13 protein-coding genes are annotated in these 17,146 nt (G+C 46.3%); 1 reads left to right on the forward strand and 12 read right to left on the reverse strand.

From position 1 onward, the window contains the following. Positions 1–23 precede the first annotated feature (23 nt). From K7P76_RS11510 to K7P76_RS11520, 3 genes are all read right to left on the reverse strand, one after another. A complete protein-coding gene (locus K7P76_RS11510) occupies positions 24–860 on the reverse strand; it encodes a carbohydrate ABC transporter permease (RefSeq protein WP_232185445.1) in 837 nt (278 codons plus the stop codon). A 30-nt stretch (positions 861–890) separates the two neighbouring features. After that, positions 891–1,826: a carbohydrate ABC transporter permease gene (locus K7P76_RS11515; protein ID WP_232185446.1), complete on the reverse strand. Its 936-nt coding sequence runs from the start codon at positions 1,824–1,826 to the stop codon at positions 891–893. A 69-nt stretch (positions 1,827–1,895) separates the two neighbouring features. Further along, positions 1,896–3,383, reverse strand: a complete 1,488-nt coding sequence (locus tag K7P76_RS11520; protein ID WP_232185447.1) for an extracellular solute-binding protein — start codon at positions 3,381–3,383, stop codon at positions 1,896–1,898. Positions 3,384–3,652: 269 nt separating this feature from the next. Here K7P76_RS11520 and K7P76_RS11525 point away from each other — a divergent pair, with 269 nt between their 5' ends. Beyond that, on the forward strand, positions 3,653–4,501 hold the full coding sequence (locus tag K7P76_RS11525) for an AraC family transcriptional regulator (protein ID WP_232185448.1): 849 nt from the start codon (positions 3,653–3,655) through the stop codon (positions 4,499–4,501). On the opposite strand, the gene K7P76_RS11530 is transcribed toward K7P76_RS11525, so the two are convergent. From K7P76_RS11530 to K7P76_RS11570, 9 genes are all read right to left on the reverse strand, one after another. Further along, complete coding sequence (locus K7P76_RS11530) at positions 4,502–5,158, reverse strand: SDR family NAD(P)-dependent oxidoreductase (RefSeq protein ID WP_232185449.1); 657 nt, start codon at positions 5,156–5,158, stop codon at positions 4,502–4,504. A 156-nt stretch (positions 5,159–5,314) separates the two neighbouring features. Next, the gene (locus K7P76_RS11535; RefSeq protein ID WP_232185450.1) at positions 5,315–6,370 is read right to left on the reverse strand and encodes a Gfo/Idh/MocA family protein; all 1,056 of its coding nucleotides are present in this window, start codon (positions 6,368–6,370) and stop codon (positions 5,315–5,317) included. A 27-nt stretch (positions 6,371–6,397) separates the two neighbouring features. Further along, positions 6,398–8,992, reverse strand: a complete 2,595-nt coding sequence (locus K7P76_RS33435) for an Ig-like domain-containing protein (protein WP_232185451.1) — start codon at positions 8,990–8,992, stop codon at positions 6,398–6,400. Beyond that, positions 8,979–9,692: a hypothetical protein gene (locus tag K7P76_RS11545; RefSeq protein ID WP_232185452.1), complete on the reverse strand. Its 714-nt coding sequence runs from the start codon at positions 9,690–9,692 to the stop codon at positions 8,979–8,981. The genes K7P76_RS33435 and K7P76_RS11545 overlap by 14 nt, the downstream gene beginning before the upstream one ends. Positions 9,693–9,729: 37 nt before the next feature. Next, entirely contained in the window at positions 9,730–11,841 is a 2,112-nt protein-coding gene (locus tag K7P76_RS11550; RefSeq protein ID WP_232185453.1) for an alpha-amylase family protein, read from the reverse strand. A 26-nt stretch (positions 11,842–11,867) separates the two neighbouring features. Next, positions 11,868–12,749 (reverse strand): carbohydrate ABC transporter permease, encoded by an 882-nt coding sequence (locus K7P76_RS11555; RefSeq protein WP_373692387.1) that lies wholly within the window; start codon positions 12,747–12,749, stop codon positions 11,868–11,870. A 12-nt stretch (positions 12,750–12,761) separates the two neighbouring features. Continuing rightward, positions 12,762–13,658, reverse strand: a complete 897-nt coding sequence (locus K7P76_RS11560; RefSeq protein WP_232185455.1) for an ABC transporter permease — start codon at positions 13,656–13,658, stop codon at positions 12,762–12,764. 89 nt (positions 13,659–13,747) lie between these two features. Continuing rightward, positions 13,748–15,412 carry an extracellular solute-binding protein gene (locus K7P76_RS11565; RefSeq protein ID WP_232185456.1) on the reverse strand — a complete coding sequence of 555 codons (1,665 nt, stop codon included), beginning with the start codon at positions 15,410–15,412 and terminating at the stop codon, positions 13,748–13,750. 95 nt (positions 15,413–15,507) lie between these two features. Further along, the gene (locus K7P76_RS11570) at positions 15,508–17,142 is read right to left on the reverse strand and encodes a response regulator transcription factor (RefSeq protein ID WP_232185457.1); all 1,635 of its coding nucleotides are present in this window, start codon (positions 17,140–17,142) and stop codon (positions 15,508–15,510) included. Positions 17,143–17,146: the final 4 nt, after the last annotated feature.

Consider the following 17,146-nt stretch of genomic DNA (forward strand, 5'->3'; position numbering starts at 1 on the left):
TCTCACGAAGAATAGGCTTCACATCATCCTTTAACTGCACCAAGCGTTGCACCCTCTAAGATCCGTTTTTGGAATAATACATACACCACGATTGAAGGGATTAAGACAATCATGACGCCCGCAAATAAAGTCACCCAATTTGATTTATACTGCATCATTGTATTAGCGTTATATATATTAAGGCCGATCGTGTATTTTTTTTGATCGCTTAAATAGATAAAAGGACCGATAAAATTGTTATACAGTCCCAAAAATCTAAAAATGGCTACTGTGACGATCCCAGGCATGGAAAGCGGTAAAATGATCCGAAAAAACACTTTGAACAAAGAAGCCCCGTCGATAAAGGCGCTTTCCTCTACTTCCTTCGGGATCGATTTCATAAAACCCGCAAGAAGCAGTAAAAAAAATACATTTTCACCGAAACTATCGAGGATAACTAATCCCGTCAGACTATTCGTTAAATGTATGGACCTCATTAAGACATATTGAGGGACCAATGCGGTGATTCCAGGTAGAAATAGGGAAAGCATAATCAAGCCCCAAATCAATTTTCTTCCCCGAAACTCCAATCTAACTAAAGCATATGTTTTAAGAGCCACGAGAAAGGTCCCAATGATAAGGCTTGCGCCCACATAATAAAGCGTATTAAGTACGGATTGCCCTATACCAAACATTGTCCAAGCATTAGAAAAGTTCTTCCAATTGGCTTTCGAAGGTAACGCCCATATATCCGCAAAAAACTCTACGTTCGTTTTTAGCGCTTCATAGAATATCCATATTAAAGGCAATAAGATACTGGACCCCCAGATCAGCAGCACGAATCGCCAAATATAATCGCTAAGCAATCGTTTTTCAACCACCCAATATCCCTCCGCCCCTTGCAATTTAAATCAAAACTCTACTGTTTTATCCGGCAAGAACTTATCCATGATTAATTTAATACTGATCAAAATCACAAACAAACACATCCCAATTGCAGAAGCATAACCATAATCATGAATAGTAGCGGTTCCTACTTTGGAACCAAAAGCGTAATTAAACATGTATAGACCAACCACATCTGTAGAGCCGGATGGACCGCCATTGGTCAAAACTAAAATCAGTTCAAAATTTCTGAATAACCCAAGTACGATAAATAAAAGACAAACTCGCAGAACCCCATTAATAAGCGGGATGGTAATATGATATAAACGTTGAGTATGGCTCGCCCCTTCTAGGATCGCCGATTCGTATAACGATTTCGGAATGGCAGCCATCGCATTCATGATGATCACTACATAAAAACCTACGCCAGCCCACACAGTTGGCGGAATGATTGCCCAAAAAGCTGTTTTCTCATGTCCCAGCCAATAATATTCTCCAATATCAATAGATATCATTTTGAGAAAAGCGTTTATCAGGCCAAAATTCCCATCATATATAAAAGCCCATAAAAGGGAAATCACGACGACCGGGAGCACATTGGGAAAGAAATATAAAACTTTATAAAACGAACTTTCCCGATACCCTTTATAGGTTAATAAATAAGCAAGAAACAATGAAATAATAAGAATTAGCGGAGGAATAATCAGCGTATATAAAAAATTATGATACAGAGCGTTCCAGAAAAAGTGATCATGCGCAATTTTAACGTAATTATCAAAGCCGACATAATCAGGTTTTGTAACTCCGGTCCAGTACAATAAAGAATAGTAAACGGATGTGATGTTCGGGTATAGGGTAAACAGCAGATAACCTAATAGTGCCGGTCCTATTGCGATTAAAATAAATATATGTTTTTGTGTTGAAGTTTTCTGATACCAAGATTTTCGTAAAATATGAAGCATTGGCTCTGCCCCCTCTCTTAGTTGGTTGGAAAAGGGGAGGTAAGCCCCCCCCCCATTTCTTAATGAAGATTATTTTTTCTGTTTAGCCAATGCTGTTTCCAACAGTTTTTCAGCAGCTTCCAACACAGGCCCCGGATCCTTTTTCCCATTCGTAATCGCAGGGATCGCATCCGCTAATGTCTTATCTGATTGCGCCCAAGCAGGATCGGTTAAAGTGACATCCTGCGTTTGGTTCTCAAAGCGTACTTTGTGCTGGGAAGTATAGGCCGTGACTGCTTTCGGTGCATCCTGAAGCGCATCCAACCGCGCTGGGTCATCACCGAAATCTTTACGGACGGGAATGGATCCGCTCAAGGCCACCGCCGCCTTTTGAACATCAAGGTTCATTAGCCAGAGAGCAAATTCCTTCGCCCACTTTTTGTTCAAGTCCGGTTTGGCTGCCCAAATATTGATGCCGCCTTGAACACCGTTTCTCAACCATGTTGTTTGATCGGCATTTTTCGCAGGAACACCCATGTAGCCCCAAACAAATCCTTCAGGCGTAGCATCTTTCATTTCATTTTGAACCCAGCTGCCGGTTACGACCATAGCTGCTTTATGCTGCATAACTTGCATTTGAGATTGCGTATGATTAATTGCCGCTACCCCGTCTGGAAAATAACCTTTCTTGCCCATTTCATAAATGCGATTCCATTTTTCTTTTGTTTCCGGAGCGGTATACCAGGGTGTACCGAAACTTTTATAGTTTTTATAGAACGCATCTAAATTTCCGTTGCCTTCTGCGATTTCAAAATTCTTAGGACCAAATCCAAATTCAAGATATACGCTGTATACCCCCGGGTAAGTGATCGGAATGACGCCGGCAGCCTTGATCGTATCAAGCAAAGCAATGAATTCATCCCAGGTTTTCGGGTCTTGATTCCATCCATTTTTCTCAAAAAATGCTTTATCGTAATAGAGTCCGCCCGTCCATCCTGAATCCGGGAGGTTATAGGATACTTTGTTATAACGTTGTGCTCCGGTATATAGACCGTCGATCGTTACCTCTTTCAGCTTCTTGCCCGGGGCATCATAGGCATCCCGATCCCACAAATCTTCTTGCGGTTCAAGCTTTTTCTCATCAACGAGCTGGTTTAAGTTGGCTGCTCCTCCTGCCGTGAAAATATCAAACATATCATTGTCATCGCCGGCAGCTATTTTCGTGTCGACTAGCTTGAAGATATCCGGGGAATACGTTGTATCGAATTTTACATTCGGGAATTTATCGGAGAAAGATTTCATCGCGAAGTCGATGCCTTCTCTGCCGGCGCCGGCTTCCCAAAATCCAAATTTCAATGTGACTTCCTGGTCTTTCGGCAGCCCGTTTTCCGGGTAAGTATTGCTTTCCGTTTCAGTTGATGCAGAGGCAGATGCAGAAGCAGAGGGACTCTCTGACGCACCCGCTGTCGGTGAGCTGGAAGCTGCATCCTTATTTGATTTACTGCTGCAACCTATAATGGCCGTTGCAAACATCAGTATAACTAAAACAATAGCAATTGACTTCGAATACTTACGCATGAATTGTATCCCCCTAATTATTAATGGTATAAATCATTTTCAATCTAGCCCTGTACTGAATATAAACAGCCTAATTACATGGAACTCACCTCTTATTCATCTAAACTTCTGTTTTTCTAAGATTAAGTATATAATAGAAAGCGCATACAGTATTTGCACTCTATATTTCTCTTTAAATTAAAAATCCTTTATCTATAAGCAAAATCACTTATATAAATAAAAATTAATAGCACTGCATTGACATTCCATTAATCCGTGAGGTGACCAGATTGAAAATACGCACATGCAATTCGATTACGATTAGCAAGTCGGAAGCATCACCTTTAGGAGGCATTCACACGGATCATTTCGAAATTCTATACATCACCAAAGGAAGCGCAAAATTTCAATGGGCGCATAATTGCAGTGTGGTGGAAGCGCCGGCTATTTTTTTGATTTCCCCGTCCACCCCCCATGTGTTGGAAAGCATGGGAGCTGAGATGACCTGCTGTTTCTTGGAAATAAGCGAAGTCGACGACCCTTTTTTTACGACGTATCATGTAGATCGCTGGAACTTAATGCAATCCGACAAGACAACTTCCTCACATACTCTATTAACTTCAACGATGCAGCACTCCCTCGATTTTATCTACCATCTTTTTTCTACCAGAGAGGCCAGACAGCACGAAGAACTCGAACAGGTTTGTTTGCTCGAGGTCCAGAAAATATTCAAATTAATTACCCATATCCTTCTTTCCGCTTCAAAGCAAGGAAGTTCCGGACAAAAAAAGAAATGGAGCGCGCATGAGACCGTCGATATTCTTATCAATTATATGGAATGGAGATATAGCGACGAGATTACGCTTGAGATGCTCTCCGACTTGGTGCACCTAAATCCTTCTTACTTAATCCGCGTATTTAAAGAGCAAACCCAGTGCACGCCGTTCGAGTATTTGCAGACGCTTCGCATGAAAGCAGCCGTAAGCTATTTGACAAGGAGCGACCTTCCTCTAAGAACAATCGTTGAAAAAACCGGTTTCAACAGCATTCACTATTTTTGTCGATTGTTCAAAAAAAAATACGGGGATAGCCCCGTACGTTGGCGTGATCAGTTACATGCCGCCGCGAATGCGGAATGATTAATCTTCCTTAAACACGATTTCCGTTTCTTCTCTTTCCACGTAAAGCTGCCAATACTTCTCCGCGATTCGGTCCGGATCGAAGAAAGTACCCGGTTTAACGTACCCGCCGATCGTGACCGTCCCAACGAATACGCCATGCGGCGCAAGCTCCTCGTTCAACGTGAACGCCAAGCTGCGAATGCCCGCTTTGCCGATCGACAACGATGCTACCCGTGCCATTGGATGTAACGCAAGTCCGCCGCCTGTAAAAAGAATAGTCCCTCGCTTGCGTTCGATCATATCTGGGGCAACCTGTAAAGCGCTGGTCAGAGCCCCCGCCACGTTAAGCTTGAATTCATTCAGCAACCTGTCCTCGGTCAAAGACAATGGAGTACCCGGAATAAGGGCGGCGGCATTATAAACGAGTACATCCGGAGAACCGTGATCACGCTTAATTTGTTCAAATGCGGCCTTTAATGATGCCGTGTCGGATGCATCTGCAGTTACTCCGCGGGCGTCGATACCTTCTGTTCTCAGCCCCGCCGCATGTTGTTCCAATGTCTCCTTGTTCCGCGACACAAGCACGACGCGAAATTCCTGAGCCCCGAACTTTTTAGCGACGCTTAGACCTACTCCAGGCCCCGCTCCTACAACAACGATCAATGGTTTGCTCATTTTATCTTTGCTCCTTCCAATAAGTTCTTCAGATTGCGTTTATCTATTATACTCTTCCCGCCACAGCCCTTTCCACGTCATAAAATACGGGTTATCCCGTAAGGTCAGGATTGACCTTACGGGATAACCCGTTGTTAATTGTATTCCAGAATAATATTAACGCATGACGCTCACCCAATCACCTTTCATGGAAGCGGATAAGCGTTCCGCTGCAGCAATACGAATCGTGTCCACAATAGCAGCCGGATGTGAACGTTCCACCGGTCTATTCTCAAGCACGCATTCGGCAAAATAACGGATTTCGCGATAAAATCCCAAATCCTCGTCCAAGTCGGGCTGGAAGCCCGCGCCTTCCGCCGGGTTGTCCGTTAATACATTCCTTTCAAACACGAGATTGCCCCGTTCGAAGTTGACGCGGAATCTCATCTCGAAACCGTAATCCCCTTGCAGAGTCCAATCGTCCTGCGCGAGTATCACCTTGCCGTCCGGATATCTGTAATGCGTAGACACAATATCGAATCCGCTGCCGGGATATACGTTTTTCCCCAAACTGGACACGCTCTCCGGCAATCCGAACAGCCAGTTAATCATATCGACATCATGAACGTGCTGATCCAGCAGGCTTCCGCCGCTTCTTTCCTCGAGCAGCATCCAGTTGTCAGAAGACCAGACCGGCGTCGTTCCGCCCCGGAAAAAGCTGCCGGCCAGCGGTTGTCCATATCTTGAATCGGATACGCAGGTTTTCAAATATTCGTAAGCCGGCCAAAAACGAAGGCATTGGGCAATCATAAGCGAACGTCCATACATTTCCGATGCTTCTACCATCCGAATGGCATCCGCAGAAGATAGAGCCATCGGCTTTTCACAAAGCACGTGATTCCCTTTGCTTAACGCGCGAATGGCGACGTCCGCGTGCAAATCGGTAGGAAGCGCGATATCGACGATATCTAACTCTTCCGTTTCCAACATTTCATCTATTTCGCTATAGAGACGATAAGGTGAAAAATCAATTTTTTCGATAGATTCGTTTAGATTGCCCTCCACGAACCGGTTTTGAAATTTAAGTGTATCCTTGTCGCAAACCGCGACCAAGCGGATCGGAAATCCTTCCCGTTCCAGCCTCGCATACTGGGTTAGATGTACCCTGCCCATAAATCCGATTCCGATCAAGCCTACCTTGAGCAAACGTTGCTCCCGTACGTTGTCGCTCATAACAACTCTCCTCCACCCGACAAGCGCTTAATTTACGTTAACGGTATAGACCGGCCTAATATGTCCTTGCCTTCCGGATACAACGTTGGTGATGATATCGTACTTTGGATAATAGAAATCGATGATCCCCTCGACTTTGGATAACCCGGTCGATGCGGCATAAATGGAATTCCCTCCGTTCGTGATTTGCACGGAATTCCCGCTTACGACATTCCAAGATTTTGTTACTGTCGAGAATTGCGATTTCGGAGTGACGGTAGGCGTCTGGGTTTGACCCACGTTCATCGTAGACGCTATGCCGATTGTCATTGGATCCATTTCTACTCTGGAAACTTCCACCAAGCAAAAGGCATATTTGTTATACTTGCTGGCTGTTATCAGCGTGATTCCGTTAGCGACGGGGGTGATCACGCCTGTCGATGAAACGGTAGCAACTGCGGGATTGGATGATAAATAGGATGCGGTGGCAGTAACGTCCGTTTCAACGATATTTTTGTCGACCGCATGCGTATTCAGGGCAAACGAACCGCTAACCGTATCGAATCGAACGTAGCCCGCATTCGTAAACCAAACATCGCGCGGAATATTTGCGGTATCGTTTACGTTGACAGCCAGAGACGCTTCTTCGCCCATGTATAGGACTCCGACGACAACGGCTCCGTCGTAATTGGCCGTAATGATCCCCGATGAACTTACGGAAGCAGTATCCGGGTTTCTAGACGTCCATGTTGCCGAAGAAGAGCTTATGATTGCCGTGGTTCCGTCCAAGTTCACTCTCTTCAGAACGGGAGAATACGTCGATCCTTTATTCATCGAAATATTCGGTACGGTGATCATAATGGATTTGAACGTGTTTCCCGGAACCACTTCAACGATTTGAGTTCCCGTTAAACCAACGGAAGACGCGCGAATGGTCGTTGTCCCGACGGATACGGCAGTCACTTCTCCCGAACCGTTTACCGTCGCGATACTCGGATTGTCGCTGCTCCAAGAGATCGATTTCCCTTCCGTTACTTCGAAATTTTCCGCTGTCATAATATCCGGATCCAGTTTTTTGGTTTGCGTCGGATACATTTTTAAGTTCGCGGTTTCTCCTTTGGCAAGATCGATGTGGTGGGCCGTGGCGGAAGGCGCGACAGGTCTTATCATTCCCAGGCTCGCCCTTGTGCCGTAGTAGAACACATAGGTGCGCGGCAAGGAAGCGTCTACAGTTAACGAGTTCGTCGTTATCGAATATTCGGTATCCGATATCACTTCGTATACCGTTCCGTTAATGGGGAACTTGATCACTTCCGTCGTACCCCCGCCCGGCAGCGTAACCGCAACGAACCGGTTGTCGGCACTCGCAAAATGATTATTGAAATTATAGACGTGTACGTTGGCATCGGCGGCTATCCCTCTTAACAACGCCGGGGTCAATAGGTTGATATCATCGGCAAAATAAGAGAGCCATGTCGTTTTGTTAGACTTGATTACGGTTGTTTTGCCGTTCGGAGAACTGGCTAACGTCGTATCGTTAGGATTGGCGATCGCGAACATATGCGGCGGGTTGCTATTGGTGAAAGAACTGAATAAATTGCTCAAAGGGGCTTCCGTTAAGTTCCCGCTTCCATCCTTGCTGGCCAATCTTAAATCCAACCATGTAATGTCTTGCAAAGCGGTATAAGATGCGGATTTCGTTGAAATATCGATAATTCCCGGAAAGTTTATCCATACGAACGCTTTATTATCGTGCCTTAAGCTTCTGATGGCCGCTCTCTGATCGGATGTTAACGCGAAGGAATTGGCGAACACATACATCTTATAGTTGTTTGCTTTGCCTGCAACGACATCGTCCAATGAAAGAACGTCGAATGGAATTCCCATCTTGCCCATATTCGTTCGGAAAGAAATCAACTTGTTATTGATCGAAGATTCCGCCGGCGTTTGGTAGAATTGGCTCTTCTCGTCTACGACAAGCGCAACTTCCATCCAATTTTGAAACGGTTTGGAATTCGCGGCTTCGGCTAACGAATTCATCAACGCGACTTGATGGATAAGCCCTGGAGTGTTGACGTGTCCTTGACCGGTGTTGTCGTACCACCAATGACCGAATCCTTTCGTTAATCCGGCCATGAAATCTTTCCATAATATCGCCTTGCTTTCATTTTCGTTCGTGGCGAATTTGATCGCTGCATCTATGCTTCCCGGAGGGGGCGTATTCACGTGGGTTTGCGTATCGTCTTCCCCAAGCCACAGTTTTCCATGGTTTCTCGTAGAGTCGGCGAATCCATGCCATCCGGTATATCCGTCCAATTGCCTCGTATTGTAAGTAAACGGAGATGCGAAAAAGTCTACGTAAGGGGAATCCAACAAATAAGAGAAAGCCAAATGTCCGGAGATGTTATTGAATTGGGCATTCTCAAACGTATACCCATATGGGGCACCGCAAATTCTTTTATTATTCGTTTCATCCTTGATAGCGGAACATAAATAATTAATGCTTTTGGCTACGATAAGCGAATCGTATTCCATGAAATCGATAACCCGCTGGTTTACCGCAGGATCGAGAAAAGGCCCGCTCGTCACTTTGGCCGGAATGACAACCGTATCGAGGGTCGCGTTTGCGTCATTCCAAGCCACTCTTAAATTCGCGTCGGTCGTATATTTTTCTTTGATTCCTGAAACCGATCTGATTGCTCAAGCTTCGATCAAAGTCCGTATTGGCGAAAATATTAGGATCCATCCATTCTCCGGTTGCCCCCGCGGTGAGCATGTAACCGATGACGCGATCCCGATATTGACTGTAGTTCATATCGCGGACGATTTGCCGTACCAGTAACCCGCCATTTTCCCTCCACTTCTCGGATCCGAACGAAACGTGGTCCAGCGCCGTAGTATCCACATTCGCATCATTAGTCGCATTGGCGGTCATCGACATTTCATACGGACTGGCCACCCATATCGTCACCAAAAAGCGTGCCTTAGGATCATTCGCAATAACCTCGTCGAATAATGGCTGAAGCTTGTCCACTGAGCTGCCGACATTCGCTCTTACTTGATAGATGTGGATACCGGCATATTTGGCATCGCCTTCAAAATTGGGATACTTCGTAATCGGAGTATTCGGAATGGCCATTTTCCATTGGGTAAACAAAATAGCCGGAGTTTTCACGTTGTTGACATAAAGAGCCGGAATGCCGCTCGTAGAATTTACGGTAACCGAATCAAGCCTTAGTGTTGGATCGTCGAACACGTTAGCCTTTGAAGTGGGGACAAATATCGTCATAAGAAAAACGGCGGCTAACATCATGTAGCCTGCTATTTTGAATCGAAAATTCATCACAAATTCCTCCTCAAAATTGATTTTCAATGAACGTTCAGTCTCCGATGAGCAACATGGCAAAGGTGTCCAATCTCGGTACATTAAATTGGATATACCCTTCGCTCATCTCGAAGTGCAATGGCTTCTCTTCAGGCAGCAATACGACCCTCCCGGGGGCTTGGGTCTCCGTGCCTTCCCATTTGATCGCAACGGATAAACCCTCTACCGGAATGTTGGGAAGTTCTGACTGAAAATTGAGCATCCGCAGAGACAAGCTGCCTCCGCGATTGCGATAAAGCGCCAGTTCCACCGGCTTCGGAGCGTCGCTCTCCAACGTAAACCGGCTTCCGCGCACCAGCCCTATCAATTGAACGAATGCTTTTTTATGATCGTCCCCCTTCATTTTTTCAAATTCTCCGGCGCAGTAGAGACTCATGCCTTTTCCATAACGGTTAAGGACAAGGGACGGCTCCTCTGTCGCTATACCCGGCGGGTTGCTTATAGCCGATGCGAAACGGTTCGGGTTCTTGGGATTGAAATAAGGCAATGTCAGTGTCGCCAATACTTCCGAACGGCTGCCTTCATGCAATCTTACTCGCGCTTGGGAACTTGTAATCGCCACAGGATAATCGGCCGAGTGTTCCGGGAAAAATGAAGCGGCATGTTCCGTTGGCGCCATATAAGTAATCTCTTCTTCGGTTACTCCAGCATAAGAAAGACCGAATACATCGGATAAGCCGAAGTCGGGGCGTTTGTTTCCGCTCTTATCATAGAGGGAGGTGTCGTGGCTGGCATAAATTCCCCCGCCATCGCGGACAAAGGCGCGGATAGCCTCGATTTCTTCGTCGTCCAACCTTAGCAAGTTCGGTAAAACAATGACGGAAAACCGGTTTAGCTCTTGCAAATTTTTCTTTGTAATAACACCGAATTGAATATTGGCATCCAGCAATGATCCTGCCGCGTTCATCGCGGATCGGATAAGAGGCTTCTCAAGGGAGCCGCTCAGTACGGAATTTCCGTTGTCGCCCAGATCGATTAAGGACTCAAAATTGATATAGATGGCAACATCTCTAACCGCAACGGCATCCGAATCCAGATACGGCTCATATGCTTCTACTTCCCGGTAAATGTCGCCCATCGTTCGATAAACCTTTTCGTTCTGAGTACCTTTCGGGTCAATGGCATCGATAAAGAGGAATGCCCCGCCGTTCGTTATGGCCGAGAAGGTTTGCGCCCTTAGCATCTCTTTCGATTTGCTCGTTGTATGATCAGTTAAATCAGGACAACGGGAAGTCATAAATTCAAATGGAGAATGCTCCGACAGATGATACAATGCCTTGCAGGTGAATGTCTGCTGAAGCGCATCCCCATAAAAATCGCCGCTGACGTAATCGCATTGCTTGAAGAAGTCATTAGTCAAGCCATTTTGCCAACCCGTTGCCCATGAGGCGCACTGATGACCGACCGATGCGTTCGGCTTATGCCGCTTGATCGTATTTGTGATTTCCTCCGTGAATTCGGCCAACCATTTTTCTCTCGTTTGCTGGAAGCGAATCCATTGCGGATCTGACCAATCTACGACTCTTGGCAGATCGGCATCCTGCTCTTGCTTGTATCTGGCTCTGCAACCGTGGCAATAGCAGGGCGAGTAGGGCCAGTGAATCATGTCGATCCACATGCCCGCAAACTCATAATTCACAGCGAGCTCTTCAATTTGATCCAGCATAAACTTGCGATAAGGCGTATTGAAGCAACATACGCCGTACCTTCCGGGATCCCATAAATATTCGGCCGTTCCCAGCCCGTCAGACGACACGAAGCGCCAATCGGGATGGGCATCGTAAGCCGTTTTATTCCAGAAATTCGCGTAGATGATGAAGTTGATTCCCGCTTCCTTTAATCGAACCGCAACATCGCCCACCAGATTTCTTCCACCCAAGCCCCTGTGCATATGACTGACTTCGGTAGGCCAATTACATATGCCAAGGCAAGAGTTGGCATACACCAATGCCGTGTCCACATGCGCAATCTTCAGCAATTCAACATAGCGATCGGGATCGAACTGGCTCATGAAGGATACATCCCATTCCGGAATGTGCATATCGACGAGATTTCTGCGGTAGCTATTGCTGTACCATGGCTTTTGCTTGTTTAATAAGGATTCCAAGTATGATCACTCCTCTTCATCATCGGTCATTCTTTAACGCTTCCCAGGGTAATGCCCGTGACAAAGTACTTTTGCAGAAAAGGGTACAACAGCAATATAGGAAGCGATCCCAGAAAGATTTGGGCAGACTTAATCGTCCTGTCCGATATTAATTGCATTTTCTTAATGTCCTGTTCGGTCATTTGCGTGAAATCCTGCTGAATAATAATCGTTTGCAAGTAGCTTTGCAGCGGATATCGATCCGGGGAATTCATAAAAACAAGCCCGTCAAACCATGCATTCCAATGACCGACAATCGTGAGCAGTGAAATCGTCGCCAAAGCAGGCAAAGAAAGCGGAACGTAGACGCGAAAGAGGGTGTTCAGATGTCCTGCGCCATCGATGAACGCGGCTTCCTCCAAATCCCGGGGAAGTCCGCGAAAAAAATTCAGCATGAGTATAATGCTAAAGACGGGCACAGCGCCGGGTAAAACCAAAGCCCATATCGAACCCATGATCCCCGTCTCGCGAATGATCATGAAGATGGGAATCAAGCCTCCGCTAAACAAAATCGTTAGTAGGAAAAACCAGGCGTAAAACGTCCGTGGTCTAAATCGCTCGCTCTCCTTGGACAATGGATAAGCAGTGATAACGATCAAAATCATATTGACCAGCCCGCCCAAGAGTACCCGTTGAAAGGTTATGCCGAGAGAATTAAGGAAGCGATTTGAACTGATGACGTATTCATAAGAACTCCAGTTAAAACCTATCGGCCAAAGCTTTACGGCTCCGCCCGTCGCAGCCGCGCTTGAACTGAATGAAACGGCAAGAATATGGATCAGAGGCAAAATGCACATAATGCTTAGCAACCCAAGAATGATAAAATTAATGATCTGGAAAGCCTGCTGGGATCTTGTTGTATGCACAATTCCGACACCTCCCTAAAAAATTCTATAATTGGCAAGTCGGTACGCCAAATAATAGGTTGAGGAGATGAGCCCCAACGAAATGACGGATTTGAATAGCCCGATCGCCGTTGCCGGACCATATTGAGCGGAAATCAAGCCCATCCGATAAACGTAGGTATCAATGATGTCGCCGCTGTCGTACACAAGGGGACTGTATAAATTAAACACCTGCTCGAAACCGGCATTTAACACATTTCCTAAACTAAGCGTTACTAGAACCACGATAATCGGGCGCATTCCGGGCAATGTAATATGCCAGGTTTGCCGTAGTCGCCCGGCTCCGTCCATCAGTGAAGCTTCATATAAAGCCGGATTAATACCGGACAATGCCGCCAAATAGATAATCGTGCTGAACCCGAATTCTTTCCACACATCCGAAAACACAAGGACATAAGGAAACCAACGATTATCTCCCAGAAAATAAATCGGTTCTATGCCGAACAGCCCGAGAACCGCATTAACAATCCCGCTGGAGGGAGAGAGAATATCGATCAGCACACCGCCCAGAATGACCCAGGACAAAAAATGGGGCAAATAAACAAGCGTCTGGACAGAACGTTTGAAAAACCTTTGCCGAACTTCATTCAGCATAAGAGACACGGTCAATGGGACGACTAAGCCGGCAATGATTTTCATGACCGATATAAATAAAGTATTTCCGAGCACTTCATAGGTATCAGACAGGCTGAGAATAAATCGGAAATGCTTCAAACCGACCCAACTCGATTCTAAGAAACCTTTGGCCGGAATAAAGTTCTGAAATGCGATGACAATACCGAACATCGGCCCGTAGCTGTAGATCAGAACGATAATGACAGCCGGCAGCAACAAAAGATGCAAGGGAATATTCGAGATGGTCGAGCGCTTCAAACTAGCCCCTCCTTTCCTTCGATCCTTGAAAAATAGGAATCACGGGACAAGCAGCTGCATCCCCGTGATTCCTATTCGTTATGAATCACCTAACGGTTTGCGAACCAATCGTTGACTTCGGAGGTAATCGCGTCTCCGCCGCGTTGCTTCCAATCCGAAACGAATTTGTCGAATTCATCAATCGACGAAGCGCCATAAATGATTTTTGTGAATCTTTCATTCATAAATTTCCCGATATCCGCACCGCGTTCAGTCATGGCCGGAAGCGGCGCGGCAATGAATTCATCGCTGACATATGCATTATTTTTTCTGTACTGGTCCGTTACTCCCATAGAGCCTTCCGCACCAAAGATGGCATTCCATCCCCAAAGCTTGCGATCTCCGGCCTGGAAAGCCGAAATTTTGTCGTATACGCCCTTGTCATCACCGGTCAATTCCGAAGTATCTTTCGTCTCCAGCGCATGGGTGACTTTAATTCTTTGATCCGCATTCTTGAATGCGCGATAGGCCGCTATCTTATTCATCTGCCAAATTTCCGTGTTGCCGTCATTAATAAACTGCTTATTAAGCGCATCATCTTTATTCTCGTAGAACATTTCCACCCACAGATCCAACATGGAGAATAAAGCTTCCGGATGCTCCACTTCCTTCTTCACGACCCAGTAACCCAATACGCCTAGAGCTGTCTGATTTTTTGCAGGCTGGCTATCCGCGGATACAATCGGAAACGCTTTCCACTCCGCCTTCGGATCCTGATCTACGTTCGATTGAAGAGGATAAAGACCGGCATAAGGAGAGTTGAACATGACCCCTATTTTGCTGCTCACGATAGACTCGGCCACCTTGGAAAAATCCTTAGTGCCGAATTCCGGGTCAATCTGCTTTTTCTTGAACAATTCCTGCAACTTTTGAAGAGCCGTTTTCATCTCGGGTTGAATATTGCTGTATTGAAGCTTGCCTTCTGCGTCTTTGATCCAAATATCGTAGTAGGCATGATAGCCGTTAAAGAATCCTTTTAATGTCGTAAAATCTTTGTCTACCGCTAATCCGAATGTGTCATTTTTGCTGTTTCCATCCGGATCCTGCGTTGTAAAGGCATCGATGATTTTGAGCAAATCATCCATCGTCTTCGGTTCCGGCAAGCTGAGCTTCTGCAACCAGTCCGTACGTATCCAAACCATTTGCGATCCTTCTTTAGGTGCGCCCGTGAAAGGAATTGCCATCAGCTTGCCGTTAAATTTTGCCGAATCAAGGGCTGCATTTCCGCCTTCGGTCAAAATCTTGGCCGCCCTATCGGGTGCGCTCTCAAACGCGGATGTTAGATCGGCAAGCAAATCCGCATCAACTAACTGCTTGAATTGAGCGGGGGATGCCTTAAAGAAGTCAGGAATGTCGCCGGTTCCAATCATTAAATTCGTTTTTGTTTCCCACTGGCTATCATCAACCGTCCATAATGTTTTAAGCTTGATACCATAGCGCTTCTCATATTCCCTTGTCCATGGATTATTGTCGACGGAATCGCCGGAAGCATATTTAACGGTGGGTGCAACCGTGCCAACTGTTGTCAAAGTAATTGGCGGGTCAAATTTTCCGTCGCTTGGCGCAACAGAACTGGAACCGGATTCGGATGGAGAAACGCTTGACGTGCCGGATGAGCTCTCTGATGGGCTGGCGTCATTATTTTTACTGCACGCGGAAAGCATGAGTGAAGCAAGGATGACCAATAGGAATGCGGACTTGACCCTGTTTTTCATTTGTTTGTTCCTCCTTTTATTGTTTACAAGATTAATTGTAGTGGGGAATCCGCCGAATAACCTTATACACGTCATGACATTGCCTATACACTTTTTTACACGGGTGGGAGATTCAGCGACTGCCTGTATTCTTGCGGAGTCATGTTCATCTTGTTTTTGAAAAAACGATAGAACGCTAAGCTGGATTGGTAACCGATCTCAGTGGCGATTTCGCCAATTTTCAACTCTTTATCGCGCAATAGCCGAACGGCCGCTTGAATGCGGATTTCCGCGATATAGTCGGACAAAGCCTTGCCTGTTGCCTCTTTATACAATCGCGATAGGTATGACGGATTTAGGTTGACATACTCCCCCAGCCTTATCAGAGAATTGTCTCCGTTCAAGTTCCGGACGATATACTGGTTAATCTTCATCACAACCGCCTGCGTTTGGCCGGATTGCTCTGCTGATTTGCCATCGAAAATCCGATGGGCGGCCGTGCTGAAAAACGCGACGATCTCCTGCCAAGATTCAGGATCGGGTGCGAGAACATCCAAATCGATGCAATATCGATCAGAGTAAGTCAAGAATATCGAGCAAAGCGCATGATAGACGATGTACTGGTTCTGAGCGACGGCTGGACCCGTAGATACGGCATTCATCAATTGTTCCAAACGAGCGAAAAACAGTTCCCTCTGATTATTTTCAAGATCGTAGTAGAGCTCGCTGAGATGGTCGAATCTGAACTCTCTCCCGGCAGCGTTCATGCTGTTCCCGGAGGCCTCTGAATAATAATCCAACTGTTCGTCGGTCATCAGCATTTCGCGATGAAGTCCAAGCCCCCAGCCCAATCTCGACCGCATATGATGCACCTGTACCGATAGATCTTGCCACGAGACCGGGTACCTCCCTGCGATAAAAGATACGGGCAGCCCCAACAGTTCCTTGCAGGAATTCTGAATCGTTTCCAGCGTGCCAAAGACGAACCGGAATAAATTTTCCCACTGCTGCTGCTGATGGTCGGATTCCAACTTCGGCTGCAACAACCAGACGATTTTTGTTTTTTCAAAGTGCAAAGCGAATAAATGGGCGGAATCCGTCAAATATTCCTCCACTATGTTTTGCAGCGCGTAAATAAGCAGCGCTTTGTCGGAAGGGCTCATCGATTCCCGCCATTCGTCAACCCTGGCGATAAGCGGAAGCACCTCCAAGTGTTGATCTAGCGGAAAGTTCACTTCTTGGAAAGCGGCCATCATTTGTCCGGGGAGCATCGATTTGCCATGAACGATATCGGTAATCAATTCCTTCTGAAGCACAGGCACAGCTGCCTTCAATTGCTGCTGCGTGCGAATAAGAAGATTCTCTGTCATTGCTTCCTCTTGCAGCGATGCTGCCGCTCTCTCCACCGCTTCAAGGATAGGGTCGTCACCGTCGGTTTTCAGTATATAGTCGAAGCCCCCCGAAGCGATCGCTTCCTTCGCATATTCGAAATCGCTGAAGCTGGTTAGAAAAATAACCTTGCACCGAGGCCATTGCATGCGGACTTCCTTCAGAAGCTCGAGCCCGGTCATCTCGGGCATTTTAATATCCGTAAGCACGATGTCGATTTTCGTCTGCCGCAAACACCCGAGCGCCTCTACAGCCGAGTACGCTTTGAACACTTCCACTTCCAATGTCTCGTTTTCCTCGAACAATTCTCCCAAGCTATCAACTATGATAGAAACGTCATCAACGATCAGTAATCTAAACATTACG

The organism is Cohnella silvisoli, from assembly GCF_021190915.1.
Classification (GTDB): domain Bacteria; phylum Bacillota; class Bacilli; order Paenibacillales; family Paenibacillaceae; genus Cohnella; species Cohnella silvisoli.